This is a genomic window from Kitasatospora sp. NPDC058478 (assembly GCF_042720345.1).
Taxonomy (GTDB): Bacteria; Actinomycetota; Actinomycetes; order Streptomycetales; family Streptomycetaceae; genus Kitasatospora.
In genome coordinates, this window is sequence record NZ_JBHXML010000091.1 from 1 (window position 1) to 12,342 (window position 12,342).

Genomic DNA, 12,342 nt, shown 5'->3' on the forward strand with positions numbered 1-12,342 from the left:
GACTGTGCCCGCCGCCGGGCCGCCGTGTAGTCTCCCCGCTGAGAGGTGTCGGGAGGTGACCGTGACGCAGTACGCCGGGGGTGGGCACGTCCCGCCGCGTCCCGCCGCTCCGCCGGGGCCGCAGCCGTCGGGGGCCGCCGCGCCGCCGCCGGTGCCGCCCGCTCCGGCTCCTGTTCCCGCCGCTGCGCCGCCGGCTCCGGCCGCTCCCGCACCGCCTGTTCCCGTGCCGCCCGCTCCGGCTCCTGTTTCCGCGCCCGTCCCGGCCGCACCCGCGCCCGGCGCGCCGGTCCCCGTCGGGGCCACCGGGCACTTCGTGCTGCCCTCCGGCGCGCCCGTGCAACTCCCCGCCCACCCGCCGCAGCGGCACGCGCCCGCCAGTCCGATCGCCGTCCTGCTGATCGGCCCGGCCGGGGCGGGCAAGACCACCGTCGCCCGGTACTGGGCCGAGCGCCGGCCCAGCCCGACCGCGCACATCAGCCTGGACGACGTCCGCGAGTGGGTGCAGTCCGGCTTCGCCAACCCGCAGTCCGGCTGGAACAACGCCTCCGAGGCGCAGTACCGGCTGGCCCGCCGCACCTGCGGCTTCGCCTGCCGCAACTACCTCGCCAACGGCATCTCCTGCATCATCGACGACGCCGTCTTCCCGGACCGCCCGGCCATCGGCCTCGGCGGCTGGAAGCGGCACATCGGCCCCGGCATGATCCCGGTCGTGCTGCTGCCCAGCCTGGACTCCGTGCTGCACCGCAACGCCCGGCGCGGCGGCACCCGGCGGCTCGGTGACGAGGAGGTGGCGCGGATCCACGGCCGGATGGCCGGCTGGTACAACTCCGGGCTGCCGATCATCGACAACTCGTACCTGGACGTGGCCGGCACCGCCGCCGAGCTGGACCGCGTCATCCTGGCCCGGCTGATGGGCATGCCGGTCCGCTGACCTGCGACGATCCGGTGCTGTCGGCGCCGACTGCGATGATGTGCAGGTCCTGTCGAACCACCCCGGGGGAGCTGACGCCCGTGCCGGAAGGCCACATCATCCACCGCCTCGCCGCCGAGAACCGGAAGGCCTTCGGCGGCCGCCCGGTCGAGGTGTCCAGCCCGCAGGGCCGGTTCGCCGACGAGGCCAAGGCCATCGACGGGCAGCTGCTCACCGCGGCCGAAGCCGTCGGCAAGCACCTGTTCCTCGGCTTCGAGGAGGGCGCCTGGGTGCACGTCCACCTCGGCCTCTACGGCGGCTTCGCCTTCGGCACCGGGCCCGCGCCCGAGCCGGTCGGCCTGGTCCGGCTGCGGCTGGCCAACGACGACGGCTACGCCGATCTGCGCGGCCCCAACACCTGCGCGCTGGTCACCGGCGCGGAGAAGGCCGCCGTCGCCGCCCGGCTGGGCCCCGACCCGCTGCGCGCCGACGCCGACCCGCAGGCCGCCTGGCGCCGGATATCGGCCAGCCGGACGACCGTCGCCGCGCTGCTGATGGACCAGAAGGTGCTGGCCGGGGTGGGCAACGTCTACCGGGCCGAGGTGCTGTTCCGCCACGGGATCAACCCGCACCGCGCCGGCCGCGACCTCACCCGGGGCGAGTGGGACGCGATCTGGGCCGACCTGGTCGCCCTGATGCGCGAGGGCGTCGGCGCGGGCCGGATCGACACCGTCCGGCCCGAGCACACCCCCGAGGCGATGGGCCGCCCGCCGCGTGTCGACGACCACGGCGGCGAGGTGTACGTCTACCGGCGGGCCGCGATGCCCTGCCTGGTCTGCGGCACCGACGTCCGGACGGAGCAGCACGCCGCGCGCAACCTCTTCTGGTGCCCCGCCTGCCAGGCGGCCTGACCGGGTCCGCGGTTGCTCCGGCCGGGCCCCGGCGTGTCCTCCGGGGGGCCGGTCAGCCGACGGCCACGGTGGGCTCGTGGTGTTCGGCGGCGGCGCACGCGTCGAGGAGGGGGCGCATGGCCTCGTCCACGAGCCGGTAGCGCACGACCCGCCCGTCCTTGTCCCCGGTGACCACGCCCGCGGTGCGGAGCAGCCGCAGGGCCTGGGACACGGCGGGGTCGCGCATGCCGGTGGCGACGGCGAGGTCGGAGACGGCGAGCGGGCCGGCCCGGTGGAGGGCGAGCAGGAGGGCGAGCCGCCCGGGGTCGGCGAGCAGGGAGAACCGCTCGGCCCAGGTGCGGACGTGCGCGGGGTCGCCGATCGCGGCGATGGCCTCGCAGACCCGGTGTCCGTCGATGGTGCGGTGGCCCGCGCGGTCGGCCGGTACGAGATGCATGCGCACATTGTTGCAGGAGGGGGCCTGTGATCCTGGACACCTGCGCAGGTGCGCAGCCTTGCAAGGGTGGGTCCTGACCCCTACGGTGTTCCCCGCCGTGGTGCTCGGGAAGACCGGTGACGGATCCTCAGGGGTCCCAGTCCGGAGCGGCCCTCGCCACTGTGATCGGGCCATCGTGATCGTCGACGATGGAGAGACGTCCGTACCCACGACGCCACTGGGAGCCTCGCGCACCTGGGAAGGCGGGTACGGGACCCCCGTAAGCCAGGAGACCGGCCACGGCATCTCACGAAGTGTTTCCACGAGGTGCTGGAGCGTGACCCGAATGACCCTGCCCGAAACCGCCGCCGCCGAGGCGCCGGCGACACCGTCCGTGCTGCCCACGTTCCGCTGGAAGCGCGAGGACACCGTTCGCACGGCCGGGCTGATGGGGGTGATCCTGGCCATGCACGTGGTGGCGTTCGGGACGCTCATCTTCCTGGTCGCGCCCCACAACTACGCGGTCGGCACCCAGGTCTTCGGCGTGGGCCTGGGGATCACCGCGTACACCCTCGGCATGCGGCACGCCTTCGACGCCGACCACATCGCGGTGATCGACAACACCACCCGCAAGCTGATGGCGGACGGCAAGCGGCCGGTCTCGGTCGGCTTCTGGTTCGCCCTCGGGCACTCCTCGATGGTGGTGCTGATGGCCGCCCTGGTGGCGGGCGGCGCGCAGCTGGCCAGCACGCTGATGGACGACGACTCGACCACCCACAAGTGGCTCGGGATGGTCGGCACGACGGCCTCCGGCGCGTTCCTCTACCTGATCGGCGCGCTCAACCTGGCCGCGCTGCTCGGCATCCTCAAGGTGTTCCGGGCGATGCGGGCCGGGTCGTACGACGAGGCGCAGCTGGAGGAGCACCTCAACTCGCGGGGCTTCATGGCCCGGGTGCTGAACCGGGCGACCCGCTCGATCACCCGGCCCGGGCAGATGTTCCCGGTGGGCATGGTGCTGGGGCTGGGCTTCGACACCGCGACCGAGGTCACCCTGATGGTGATGGCCGGGTCGGGCGCGGCGGCCGGGTTGCCCTGGTACGCGATCGTCTGCCTGCCGCTGCTGTTCGCGGCCGGGATGAGCCTGTTCGACACCCTGGACGGGACGTTCATGAACTTCGCGTACCAGTGGGCCTTCGCCAACCCGGTCCGGAAGGTGTACTACAACCTGACGATCACCGGGCTGTCGATCGCGGTGGCCTTCGTCATCGGCACCATCGAGCTGGTCGGCGTGCTGCACGAGAAGCTCGATCTGACCGATCCGGTCACCGGCTGGATCGCGGGCATCTCGCTGGACAACGTCGGCTACGCGATCGCCGGGCTGTTCGTGGTGGTCTGGGCCGCGGCGATCGCCTACTGGAAGCTGGCCCGGGTGGAGAAGCGCTGGGTGGCCGCCGAGTAGTGGCGGCTGCGAGCGGCGACGGCTGCGAGCAGCGACGGCGCCTCCCCCGGGATCCCGGGGGAGGCGCCGTTTCGTCGCTGCGGGGCGGTACGGGTCGCTGCCGGTCGGCGTTCCGTCGGTGCGGGGTTCAGTTCGGGCGGGCGGGGTTCAGCGCTCTTCGCGGAAGTCGACGTGTCGGCGCGCGACCGGGTCGTACTTGCGCAGGACCATCCGGTCCGGGTCGTTGCGGCGGTTCTTGCGGGTCACGTACGTGTAGCCGGTGCCGGCGGTGGAGCGGAGCTTGATGACGGGGCGCAGTTCACTACGGGCCATGGGTGTCCTCCCGGGTTGGCGGGTTGGCGGGTTGGCGGGTTGGCGGGTTGGCGGGTTGGCGGGTTGGCGGGGTGTTCGGGGCCGGGGCGAAACCGTACACCGAAATGGAAGTCATTTTCATCTGGTGTAACGTGAGCTCCGTCCTGCCCATTCCCGGACGTCAGGGAGCACCCATGTCCGCCCACTGCCAACTCACCGGCCGCAAGCCCGGATTCGGCAACGCGATCTCGCACTCGCACCGCCGCACCCGCCGCCGCTTCGACCCCAACATCCAGCACAAGCGCTACTGGCTGCCCGGCGAGGGCCGGTACGTCCGGCTCACCCTCAGCGCCAAGGGCATCCGCACCATCGACACGATCGGCATCGAGGCCGCCGTCGCCCGCATCCGCGCCCGAGGGGGGAAGGTCTGATGGCCAAGCAGAGCAAGATCGCCAAGAACGAGCAGCGCCGCGCCGTCGTGGCCCGGTACGCCGAGCGCCGCGCCGAGCTCAAGCGGATCATCGCCCACCCCGGCACCGCCCCCGCCGAACGCGCCGCCGCCCAGGCCGAACTCGCCCGCCAGCCCCGCGACGCCAGCGCCACCCGGATCCGCAACCGCGACGCCGTCGACGGCCGCCCCCGCGGCTACCTGCGGGCCTTCGGCCTCTCCCGGGTCAACCTCCGCGTCCACGCCCACGCCGGCCACCTGCCCGGCGTCCGCAAGGCCAGCTGGTGAGCGGCGTGGACGGGATCAAGCTGCCCGTGGTGGTCGTCGCCGGACTGCACGCCGCCGAACGCCGGGCCGCCGTCCGGGAGTTGGCCGCGGCTGCGGTGGACGCGGTGGTCCTCCACCACGACCTGCGGGAGGCCTCGCAGGGTGTCGTCCACCGTGAACTGCGCGACGCGGGAGGCGGGTTCGACGCCGCCGACGTCCCGCTGGTGAACGACTGCCCCTGCTGCGCCCTGCGCGAGGACCTGCTGCCGCGACTGCTGCGGATCGCCGACGAAGGCCGGTACGGACTCGCGATCGTCGAACTGTGGGGCGGCAGCGACCCGCACCCGGCCGTCGAGGTGATCGCCGGGGGAGAGGCGGACGGCCGCCATCTGGAGGACGCCGTCGAACTCGCGGGCGTGGTCACGGCCGTCGACCCGGACCGGCTGATCGGCGAACTCTCCGTCTCCGACGACCTGGTGGACCACGGCGAGCACACCGCCCGCCAGGACCAGCGGACCCGCGCGGAGGCGCTCGCCCACCAGGTCGAGTACGCCACCACCCTCGCCGTCCCGCGCGCGACGGCGCACACGCCCGGGCTCGCGCTGCTCCGCCAGCTCCACCCCACCGCCCGGGTCGTCCGGCTCGGCACCGGCGCGCTCACCCGGGCCGCCCTCGGCGGCTTCGACGTCGCCGCCGCCCGCGACCGGGTCAACCCGGCGATCGCGCTGCTCCCGCAGGAGAGCGACGAGGCCGGCGTCACCACGCTGGTCTGGGAGCGCCGCCGCCCGCTGCACCCCGAGCGGCTGCACCGGGCGCTGGAACTGCTCGTCCCCGCCGCCCAGCGCAGCCGCGGCCGCTTCTGGCTGGCCAACCGGCCCGACCTGATGCTCGCCTGGGACGCCGCCGGGGCCAACCTCGCCGTCGAGGAGTGCGGGCCCTGGCTCACCTCCCTGCCCGACGCCGCCTGGGAGCTCTACCCGCCCGCCCGCCGGGCCGCCGCCGCCCTCGACTGGCACCCTCTGCACGGCGACCGGGTGCAGCAGCTCAGCTTCACCGCCGAGGGCCTGGACGTCGACGGTGTCACCGGGCTGCTCGACTCCTGTCTGCTCACCGACGCCGAACTCGCCGCCGGCGAACCCGGCTGGAAGGCCCTGCCGGACGCCTTCCGGGACCTGCTCGACCCCGTTCACTGAGGAGCCGTCACTGTGCGTAAGCGACCGAACCCGCCCAAGGACCGGCCGAACCCGCTGTTCGCGGCCGGCGTCGAGTACATCGACTACAAGGACACCGACCTGCTGCGGCGCTTCGTCTCCGACCGCGGCAAGATCCGGAGCCGCCGCGTCACCCGGCTCACCGTCCAGCAGCAGCGCGCCGTGGCCGGGGCCGTCAAGAACGCCCGCGAGATGGCCCTCCTCCCGTACGCCGCCGGCACCACCCGGTAGCCATCGCCGCCGTCACCACCGCCACCACCGTCACCACCGTCACCACCCGACAAGGAGCCCCCGATGGCCGTCCCCAAGCGCAAGACGTCCCGCAGCAACACCCGGCACCGCCGGGCCCAGTGGAAGGGCAAGGCCCCGAAGCTCGTCCCGATCACCCTCAACGGCCGCGAACTGCTCGTCCCCCAGAACCTGGTCCCCGCCTATCGCCGCGGCCTGATCGATCCGGAGGGGGCGTAGCGACCACAAAGAGGGCGCGCGGGGGCGGGAGCGCGCCCTGTCGGGGGTGCTCGGCGGGCGGATCGGGGTGGGGGTTCGTAGGCTCGACGCATGTCTGATGCGTACGCGGGTCGGCGGGAGCGGGTGAGGGAGCACTGCAGTGCGGCCGGGGCCGATGCGGCGCTGATCACCCGGGCGGCGAACGTGCGGTATCTGACGGGCTGCGCGCCCTGCGGGGCGACGCTGCTGCTGACCCGGGAGCGGGTGCTGCTGGCAGTGCCGGACGATCTGCCGCCGGACGACACCGGGGAGCACCTGATCGCGCCGGACGTCACCCAGGTGCCGGTGGCGGCCGCGGCGGACACCGCCCTGGCGGCGGCCGCCGCCGCCGCGCGACTGGGCGTGGCGGACCTCGCGGTGGAGGAGCACGACCTGACCGTCAGCCGCCACCGCGCGGTGGCGAGCCTGGCGGAGGGGGCCCGGCTGGCCGACCTGGCGCAGGTGGTCGAGCGGCTGCGGGTGGTCAAGGACGAGCACGAGATCGCCGACCTGCGGATCGCCGCCGAGATCGCCGACCAGGCGCTCGGCGAACTGCTGGAGTCGATCCTGGTCGGCCGTACCGAACGGCACCTGGCGATGGAGCTGGAACGCCGGATGATCGACCACGGCGCGGACCGGGCGGCCTACCCGGTGTCCGTCGGCACCGGCAGCCACTCCGGCCGGCCCGCCCACCAGCCGACCGACCGCCGGGTGGAGGAGGGCGACTTCCTCACCGTGGTGATGGGCGCCCAGTACCGGGGCTACGGCGTCTCCACCGCCCGGACCTTCGTGATCGGCGCCGCCCCCGCGCCCTGGCAGGTGGAGCTGCACCGGCTGGTGTTCCGGGCCCAGCGGGCCGGCCGGGAGGCGCTCGGACCGGGCGTGGAGCAGTACGTGCCCGACCGGGCCGCGCGGCAGATCCTGGAGGCGGCCGGCCACACCGAGACCTCCCCGCACCCGGTGGGGCACGGCATCGGGCTGGAGATCCGGGAGGCGCCGCGCCTCGGTCCGTCGGACATGGGTAAACTGGACAGCCGCGTGCCGGTCACCGTCGGCCCAGGGGTCCACCTCCCGGGCAAGGGCGGTGTCCGGATCGAGGACACGCTCGTGGTGCGCCCCCCAGAGGAGGGCGGGCCCGAGCTGCTCACCATCACCACCAAGGAGCTCCTCGCCCTGTGACCGCGGCCGCCCGTCGGCCGTCGGCGGCAGGACGCAAGCCTTGGTTCCTTGACAGCTATATCCAGGAGTAAGTGCGCCCGTGGCTTCCACGAACGATCTCAAGAACGGCATGGTCCTCAAGCTGGAGGGCGGCAAGCTCTGGTCCGTCGTCGAGTTCCAGCACGTCAAGCCCGGCAAGGGCCCGGCCTTCGTGCGCACGAAGCTCAAGGAGGTCCTGACCGGCAAGGTCGTCGACAAGACCTTCAACGCCGGCACCAAGGTCGAGACCGCCAACGTCGACAAGCGCGGCATGCAGTTCTCGTACAAGGACGGCGAGAACTTCGTGTTCATGGACACGGACACCTACGACCAGATCGTGGTCGAGCCGGCCGTCGTCGGCGACGCCTCCAAGTACCTGCTGGAGGGCTTCGAGGCCCTGGTCGCCATGTACGAGGGTGCCCCCCTGTACATCGAGCTCCCGGCCTCCGTCGAGCTGCTGATCTCCCACACCGAGCCGGGCGTCCAGGGCGACCGCTCCACCGGCGGCTCCAAGCCGGCCACGCTGGAGACCGGCGCCGAGATCGCCGTGCCGCTCTTCATCGTCACCGGCGAGAAGATCAAGGTCGACACCCGCGACGGCGGCTACCTCGGCCGGGTGAAGTAAGTCCGTGTCGGCCGCACGTAGCAAGGCCCGTACCCGGGCCTTTCAGATCCTCTTCGAGGCCGACCACCGCGGGGTCGACCCGCAGCGGGTCCTCGCGGACTGGGTGGCCCGCGCCCGCGAGCCGAAGCCCGACGAGGGCACCCCGCAGGTCGGCGAGTACACCATGGAGTTGATCGAGGGGTACGTCCAGCACGCTCGCCGGATCGACGACCTGATCTCGCAGTACGCGGTGGGCTGGACCCTCGACCGGATGCCGATCGTGGACCGCAACGTCCTGCGGCTCGGCGCCTACGAGCTGATCTGGGAGGACGGCGTCCCGGACGCGGTCGTCCTGGACGAGGCCGTGGAGATCGCCAAGGAGTTCTCCACGGACGACTCCCCGGCGTTCGTCAACGGTCTGCTCGCCCGCTTCCTGGAGCTGAAGCCGAGCATCCGCCGGTAGGTCGTGCGCCCTAGGCCCCGACCACCGGTGGCGGTGAAACCCGCAGAACGGCCGCTGGACCCGGATTCCGGGTCCGGCGGCCGTCGCGCGTTTCACCCGGGCGGCGTAAGGTGGTGCCCTACTCGCCAGTAACTTGGCGTTCGGAAACCGCAGTGAAGGGCAGGCCACCCCCCATGACCACCGCGACCCGCAGCGAGTTCGACCAGGGCATCGCCCTGACCCGGCACCCTGACGAGCCCGGCCGCTACGAGGCCGAACTCGGTGCCGGCTGGCAGATCGGCGGCGGGGTCAACGGCGGGCTGCTGCTCGCCGTCGCCGGACACGCGCTGTCGCTGGAGCACGGCGACCACCCCGACCCGGTGTCGATCAGTGGTTACTACCTGTCCGCCTCCACGCCCGGCCCGGCCACCGTCCGCACGGAGGTGCTGCGCACCGGCCGCGGGCTCTCCACCGGTACCGCCTCGCTCAGCCAGGACGGCGTGGAGCGGCTGCGGGTGGTCGCCAGCCACGGTGACCTCTCCACCGCCGACGGCGAGGTGCGCACCAGCGCCCTGCCGCCGCAGCTGCCGCCGCCGGACCAGTGCATCGGCGTCGAGCACGCGCCCCGGGAGCTGATCGCCCAGGCCGAACTGCTGGAGCGCTTCGACCTGCGGCTGGACCCGGCCACCATCGGCTGGGCGCTCGGGCAGCCGTCCGGCAACGGGCGGATCCAGGGCTGGTTCCGGCTCGCCGACGGCCGCGATCCCGACCCGCTGCTGCTCCTGCTGGTCGCCGACGCGCTGCCGCCGGTGACCTTCGACCTGGGCATGCCCGGCTGGGCCCCGACCGTCGAACTGACCGTCCACCTGCGGGCCAGGCCGGTCCCGGGCTGGCTGCGGGTCACCCACGCCACCCGCAACGTGGCCGGCGGGTACTTCGAGGAGGACGCCGAGGTCTGGGACGAGTCCGGCCGCCTGGTCGCGCAGTCCCGCCAGCTGGCCCGGGTGCCACGGAAGGCGTGAATCACATCGTCTTACCGTCGGTTACATTCCTGTGACACGCCGTACGTGTGCGGCGCGCGCGGATGGGGAGATAGACGGTCAGCGGCGAGCCGGCCGCTGACCGTCACCTGCCGACGCCAGGAGCCATTCGATGAGCCATAGTGGCCGCGCCCGCCGCAACTCCGACTGCACCGCCGGCGGCCCGCGACCCACGGTGCGGGCGCCGCACCAGCGGCGGCGGGTCGAGGGGGCCGAGCAGGCGTTCGTCATCGGGATCCTGACCAGCGCGGCCGACTTCGCCCGGGCCCGCGCCTGGGGGCTGTCGAACGCCGCCGACCACGAGCAGTACCTGGCCGAGACCGCCGAGCTGCTGGCCGACGCCCTGGAGCGCTTCGACACCGTGCGGGCCCGGATGTTCCACCCGCAGGACTTCGCGGAGTTCTGCGTGCTGCACGGGCTGGACCCGGCCGAGCCGCTCGCCCGCGACCGCTACCTGGTCAATCCGCCGTTGCAGACCCAGCTGTTGGCCTATCAGGGCGAGGAACTGGCCGGGGACTTCGTGCCGCGCCTGGTCCGGGCCCGGGAGAACGGGCTGACGCTCTGCCACGCGGACCTGCTGCTGGACGGCGGCCTGTCCGGGGCCGCGGGCGAGGTCGACGAGGAGCACGCCCGCTGGGTGCGCGCCGCCCGTCAGCGCGGCGCCGAGGTGTTCCGCCGGATGCTGGTCGGCGCGGGCGCCGGGGTGTACGAGCTGCGGCTGCGGGTGGACGCGCCGGGCGGGCGGCTGACCGCGGCGGCCCGGGTGCTGCAGTGGGAGGACGGAGTGGTCCGGATCAACGACGAGGACCTGGAGCTGGTCTGCGCGGTGCTGTGCGCCGGATTGGCGCTGGAGCTGCCGGGGGTGGCGGTGCTGCACGGCTCGCAGGGCTCGGTGGCGGCGGGCGGCGCCCGCGGCGCAGCCGCTGACGAGCACTTCCTGCCGGCCTCCTGGGCCTGGTCGAGCGGCGGGCAGGACTGGGCGCCGGCTGCCGGGCCGGTGCGGTTGGACGGCGTGGCGGCGCAGCCCGGCTACAGCCTGGGGACGGTCTGCTGAGCCGGCCGTGGACGCGCGACGGCGCGGCCCCCGGGATGCGGGGTGCCGCGCCGTGACGTTTCTGCAAGGCCCGGGGCGTGGCCCGGACCGCGGACCGAGCCGACGGGAGCCGGTGCGGCGAGCGTCAGCTCGCCTCCTCCTCGCGCACCGCACGGCGCGCGTCGGGGTTCAGCACGCCCCAGGAGATCAGCTGCTCGGTGAGGATCGACGGCGACTGGTCGTAGATGACCGCCAGGGTGCGCAGGTCGTCCTGGCGGATCGACAGCACCTTGCCGTTGTAGTCGCCGCGCTGGCTCTGGATCGTCGCCGCGTAGCGCTGCAGCGGGCCGGCCTTCTCGGACGGGACCTGGGTCAGTCTCTCCAGGTCGAGCACCAGGCGCGGCGGCGGCTCGGCCGCGCCGCCGGGGGTGCCGCCGGGCAGCAGCTCCTGCACCGGGACGCCGTAGAACTCCGCCAGCTCGGCCAGCCGCTGCACGGTGACCGCACGGTCGCCGCGCTCGTACGAGCCGACGACGACTGCCTTCCAGCGCCCCTGGGACTTCTCCTCGACACCGTGCAGGGAGAGACCCTGCTGAGTGCGGATCGCTCGGAGCTTGCCCCCGAGTTGCTTCGCGTAGTCGCTGGACATTGATCTCCCCGGACGAGATTGCTTCGCGTTCAGTGGTGGGTCACGGACGATGGTCGACGCCGTTACCGGTGGGTTCGACGTCCGTCTCGTAACTCACTGTGAGGTTACGTAGAGTAAGGTAGCTGCGTCAAGCCGAATGGGGCAGTCGTGCGAATGGCCCGCATCCGCGGCGCGTCCGGGGCGTGAACCCGGCGAAGCGGAATGGTGCGTGTCCGGTTGCCTCCCGGCCCGCTGCTAGGATGGCTCGAAGCCCGCGCCAGGTCGGCGAGGGCAGTCCCAGACATCCTTTAAGGCCCGTCCAGTGAGGCGGGGAAGGAGGTCCGCTTCGGCATGACCACACACCAAGATTCGACGCCGCGACCGCCGCACCAGGTGCTGGACGGCACGGACATCGCCCGGGTCGTCACCCGGATAGCGCACGAGATCGTCGAGCGCGCCAAGGGCGCCGAGGACGTCGTGCTGCTCGGCATCCACACCAGGGGCGTCCACCTCGCCCGCCGCCTGCACGGCCGGCTGGCCCAGATCACCGGGCGCGAGATCCCGCTGGGTGCCCTGGACATCACCATGTACCGGGACGACCTGCGGCTCAAGCCCGCCCGCGCCCTGGAGCACACCGAGATCCCGTCCGGCGGCATCGACGGCAAGCTCGTCATCCTCGTCGACGACGTGCTCTTCTCCGGCCGCACCATCCGGGCCGCGCTCGACGCGCTGAACGACATCGGCCGCCCGCGCGCCGTCCAGCTCGCCGTCCTGGTCGACCGCGGTCACCGCGAGCTGCCGATCCGGGCCGACTACGTGGGCAAGAACCTCCCCACCTCGCTGCGCGAGGCCGTGCAGGTGCGCCTGTCCGACAGCGACGGCGTGGACGCCGTGCTGGTCGGAGACCGCGCCTACACCGATGCGTCGCGCTCCGCGCGCGATGAACAGGGTTCGCAGGCCCTGGCCTCCCAGCCGTCCGAACCGCACCTCCCGGAGTAGC

Annotated in this window: 17 protein-coding genes and 1 riboswitch; of the genes, 14 read left to right on the plus strand and 3 right to left on the minus strand. The window is 73.2% G+C overall.

Annotation, left to right across the window (positions count from 1 at the left end; translation table 11 throughout):
* The first annotated feature begins 61 nt into the window (after nt 1–61).
* Both ACFWPT_RS36045 and ACFWPT_RS36050 read left to right on the plus strand, forming a co-directional pair.
* On the plus strand, nt 62–931 hold the full coding sequence (locus tag ACFWPT_RS36045; RefSeq protein ID WP_380487023.1) for an AAA family ATPase: 870 nt from the start codon (nt 62–64) through the stop codon (nt 929–931).
* Between the two features lie 80 nt (nt 932–1,011).
* Entirely contained in the window at nt 1,012–1,821 is an 810-nt protein-coding gene (locus ACFWPT_RS36050) for an Fpg/Nei family DNA glycosylase (protein ID WP_380381007.1), read from the plus strand.
* Nucleotides 1,822–1,873: 52 nt separating this feature from the next.
* Here ACFWPT_RS36050 and ACFWPT_RS36055 read toward each other — a convergent pair whose 3' ends face one another.
* Nucleotides 1,874–2,257, minus strand: a complete 384-nt coding sequence (locus ACFWPT_RS36055) for an ArsR/SmtB family transcription factor (RefSeq protein WP_380381008.1) — start codon at nt 2,255–2,257, stop codon at nt 1,874–1,876.
* An 81-nt stretch (nt 2,258–2,338) separates the two neighbouring features.
* Nucleotides 2,339–2,553: riboswitch (cobalamin riboswitch) on the plus strand.
* Between the two features lie 29 nt (nt 2,554–2,582).
* Here ACFWPT_RS36055 and ACFWPT_RS36060 point away from each other — a divergent pair.
* The gene (locus ACFWPT_RS36060; protein ID WP_063346775.1) at nt 2,583–3,695 is read left to right on the plus strand and encodes a HoxN/HupN/NixA family nickel/cobalt transporter; all 1,113 of its coding nucleotides are present in this window, start codon (nt 2,583–2,585) and stop codon (nt 3,693–3,695) included.
* 147 nt (nt 3,696–3,842) lie between these two features.
* On the opposite strand, the gene rpmG is transcribed toward ACFWPT_RS36060, so the two are convergent.
* Entirely contained in the window at nt 3,843–4,007 is a 165-nt protein-coding gene (gene rpmG / locus ACFWPT_RS36065) for a 50S ribosomal protein L33 (RefSeq protein ID WP_363618280.1), read from the minus strand.
* A 173-nt stretch (nt 4,008–4,180) separates the two neighbouring features.
* Here rpmG and rpmB point away from each other — a divergent pair, with 173 nt between their 5' ends.
* From rpmB to ACFWPT_RS36115, 10 genes are all read left to right on the plus strand, one after another.
* Nucleotides 4,181–4,417, plus strand: a complete 237-nt coding sequence (gene rpmB / locus ACFWPT_RS36070) for a 50S ribosomal protein L28 (RefSeq protein WP_063346773.1) — start codon at nt 4,181–4,183, stop codon at nt 4,415–4,417.
* Nucleotides 4,417–4,722, plus strand: coding sequence for a 30S ribosomal protein S14 (gene rpsN / locus ACFWPT_RS36075; protein ID WP_063346772.1), 306 nt, complete (start codon nt 4,417–4,419; stop codon nt 4,720–4,722). The genes rpmB and rpsN overlap by 1 nt, the downstream gene beginning before the upstream one ends.
* 5 nt (nt 4,723–4,727) lie before the next feature.
* Nucleotides 4,728–5,894, plus strand: coding sequence for a CobW family GTP-binding protein (locus ACFWPT_RS36080; protein WP_380342376.1), 1,167 nt, complete (start codon nt 4,728–4,730; stop codon nt 5,892–5,894).
* 12 nt (nt 5,895–5,906) lie between these two features.
* A complete protein-coding gene (gene rpsR / locus ACFWPT_RS36085; RefSeq protein ID WP_380487011.1) occupies nt 5,907–6,143 on the plus strand; it encodes a 30S ribosomal protein S18 in 237 nt (78 codons plus the stop codon).
* A 63-nt stretch (nt 6,144–6,206) separates the two neighbouring features.
* A complete protein-coding gene (rpmF, locus tag ACFWPT_RS36090) occupies nt 6,207–6,380 on the plus strand; it encodes a 50S ribosomal protein L32 (RefSeq protein WP_063346769.1) in 174 nt (57 codons plus the stop codon).
* Nucleotides 6,381–6,470: 90 nt separating this feature from the next.
* The gene (locus ACFWPT_RS36095; protein WP_063346768.1) at nt 6,471–7,577 is read left to right on the plus strand and encodes a Xaa-Pro peptidase family protein; all 1,107 of its coding nucleotides are present in this window, start codon (nt 6,471–6,473) and stop codon (nt 7,575–7,577) included.
* Nucleotides 7,578–7,656: 79 nt separating this feature from the next.
* Complete coding sequence (efp, locus tag ACFWPT_RS36100) at nt 7,657–8,220, plus strand: elongation factor P (protein ID WP_063346767.1); 564 nt, start codon at nt 7,657–7,659, stop codon at nt 8,218–8,220.
* A 4-nt stretch (nt 8,221–8,224) separates the two neighbouring features.
* Complete coding sequence (gene nusB / locus ACFWPT_RS36105; RefSeq protein WP_063346766.1) at nt 8,225–8,662, plus strand: transcription antitermination factor NusB; 438 nt, start codon at nt 8,225–8,227, stop codon at nt 8,660–8,662.
* Nucleotides 8,663–8,835: 173 nt separating this feature from the next.
* A complete protein-coding gene (locus tag ACFWPT_RS36110) occupies nt 8,836–9,663 on the plus strand; it encodes a thioesterase family protein (protein ID WP_380487013.1) in 828 nt (275 codons plus the stop codon).
* Between the two features lie 130 nt (nt 9,664–9,793).
* Nucleotides 9,794–10,735, plus strand: coding sequence for a hypothetical protein (locus ACFWPT_RS36115; RefSeq protein WP_380487015.1), 942 nt, complete (start codon nt 9,794–9,796; stop codon nt 10,733–10,735).
* 124 nt (nt 10,736–10,859) lie between these two features.
* Here ACFWPT_RS36115 and ACFWPT_RS36120 read toward each other — a convergent pair whose 3' ends face one another.
* On the minus strand, nt 10,860–11,363 hold the full coding sequence (locus tag ACFWPT_RS36120; RefSeq protein ID WP_031072501.1) for a transcriptional regulator: 504 nt from the start codon (nt 11,361–11,363) through the stop codon (nt 10,860–10,862).
* Between the two features lie 330 nt (nt 11,364–11,693).
* Here ACFWPT_RS36120 and pyrR point away from each other — a divergent pair, with 330 nt between their 5' ends.
* Nucleotides 11,694–12,341: a bifunctional pyr operon transcriptional regulator/uracil phosphoribosyltransferase PyrR gene (gene pyrR / locus ACFWPT_RS36125; RefSeq protein WP_063346763.1), complete on the plus strand. Its 648-nt coding sequence runs from the start codon at nt 11,694–11,696 to the stop codon at nt 12,339–12,341.
* The last annotated feature ends 1 nt before the right edge of the window (nt 12,342 follow it).

Coding starts and splice junctions, on each gene's coding strand:
- rpmG (WP_363618280.1), bottom strand. CDS start 4,007: ATGGCCCGTAGTGAACTGCGCCCCGTCATCAAGCTCCGCTCCACCGCC.
- pyrR (WP_063346763.1), top strand. CDS start 11,694: ATGACCACACACCAAGATTCGACGCCGCGACCGCCGCACCAGGTGCTG.
- ACFWPT_RS36120 (WP_031072501.1), bottom strand. CDS start 11,363: ATGTCCAGCGACTACGCGAAGCAACTCGGGGGCAAGCTCCGAGCGATC.
- ACFWPT_RS36110 (WP_380487013.1), top strand. CDS start 8,836: ATGACCACCGCGACCCGCAGCGAGTTCGACCAGGGCATCGCCCTGACC.
- rpmB (WP_063346773.1), top strand. CDS start 4,181: ATGTCCGCCCACTGCCAACTCACCGGCCGCAAGCCCGGATTCGGCAAC.
- rpsN (WP_063346772.1), top strand. CDS start 4,417: ATGGCCAAGCAGAGCAAGATCGCCAAGAACGAGCAGCGCCGCGCCGTC.
- ACFWPT_RS36115 (WP_380487015.1), top strand. CDS start 9,794: ATGAGCCATAGTGGCCGCGCCCGCCGCAACTCCGACTGCACCGCCGGC.
- ACFWPT_RS36055 (WP_380381008.1), bottom strand. CDS start 2,257: ATGCATCTCGTACCGGCCGACCGCGCGGGCCACCGCACCATCGACGGA.
- rpmF (WP_063346769.1), top strand. CDS start 6,207: ATGGCCGTCCCCAAGCGCAAGACGTCCCGCAGCAACACCCGGCACCGC.
- ACFWPT_RS36060 (WP_063346775.1), top strand. CDS start 2,583: ATGACCCTGCCCGAAACCGCCGCCGCCGAGGCGCCGGCGACACCGTCC.
- ACFWPT_RS36095 (WP_063346768.1), top strand. CDS start 6,471: ATGTCTGATGCGTACGCGGGTCGGCGGGAGCGGGTGAGGGAGCACTGC.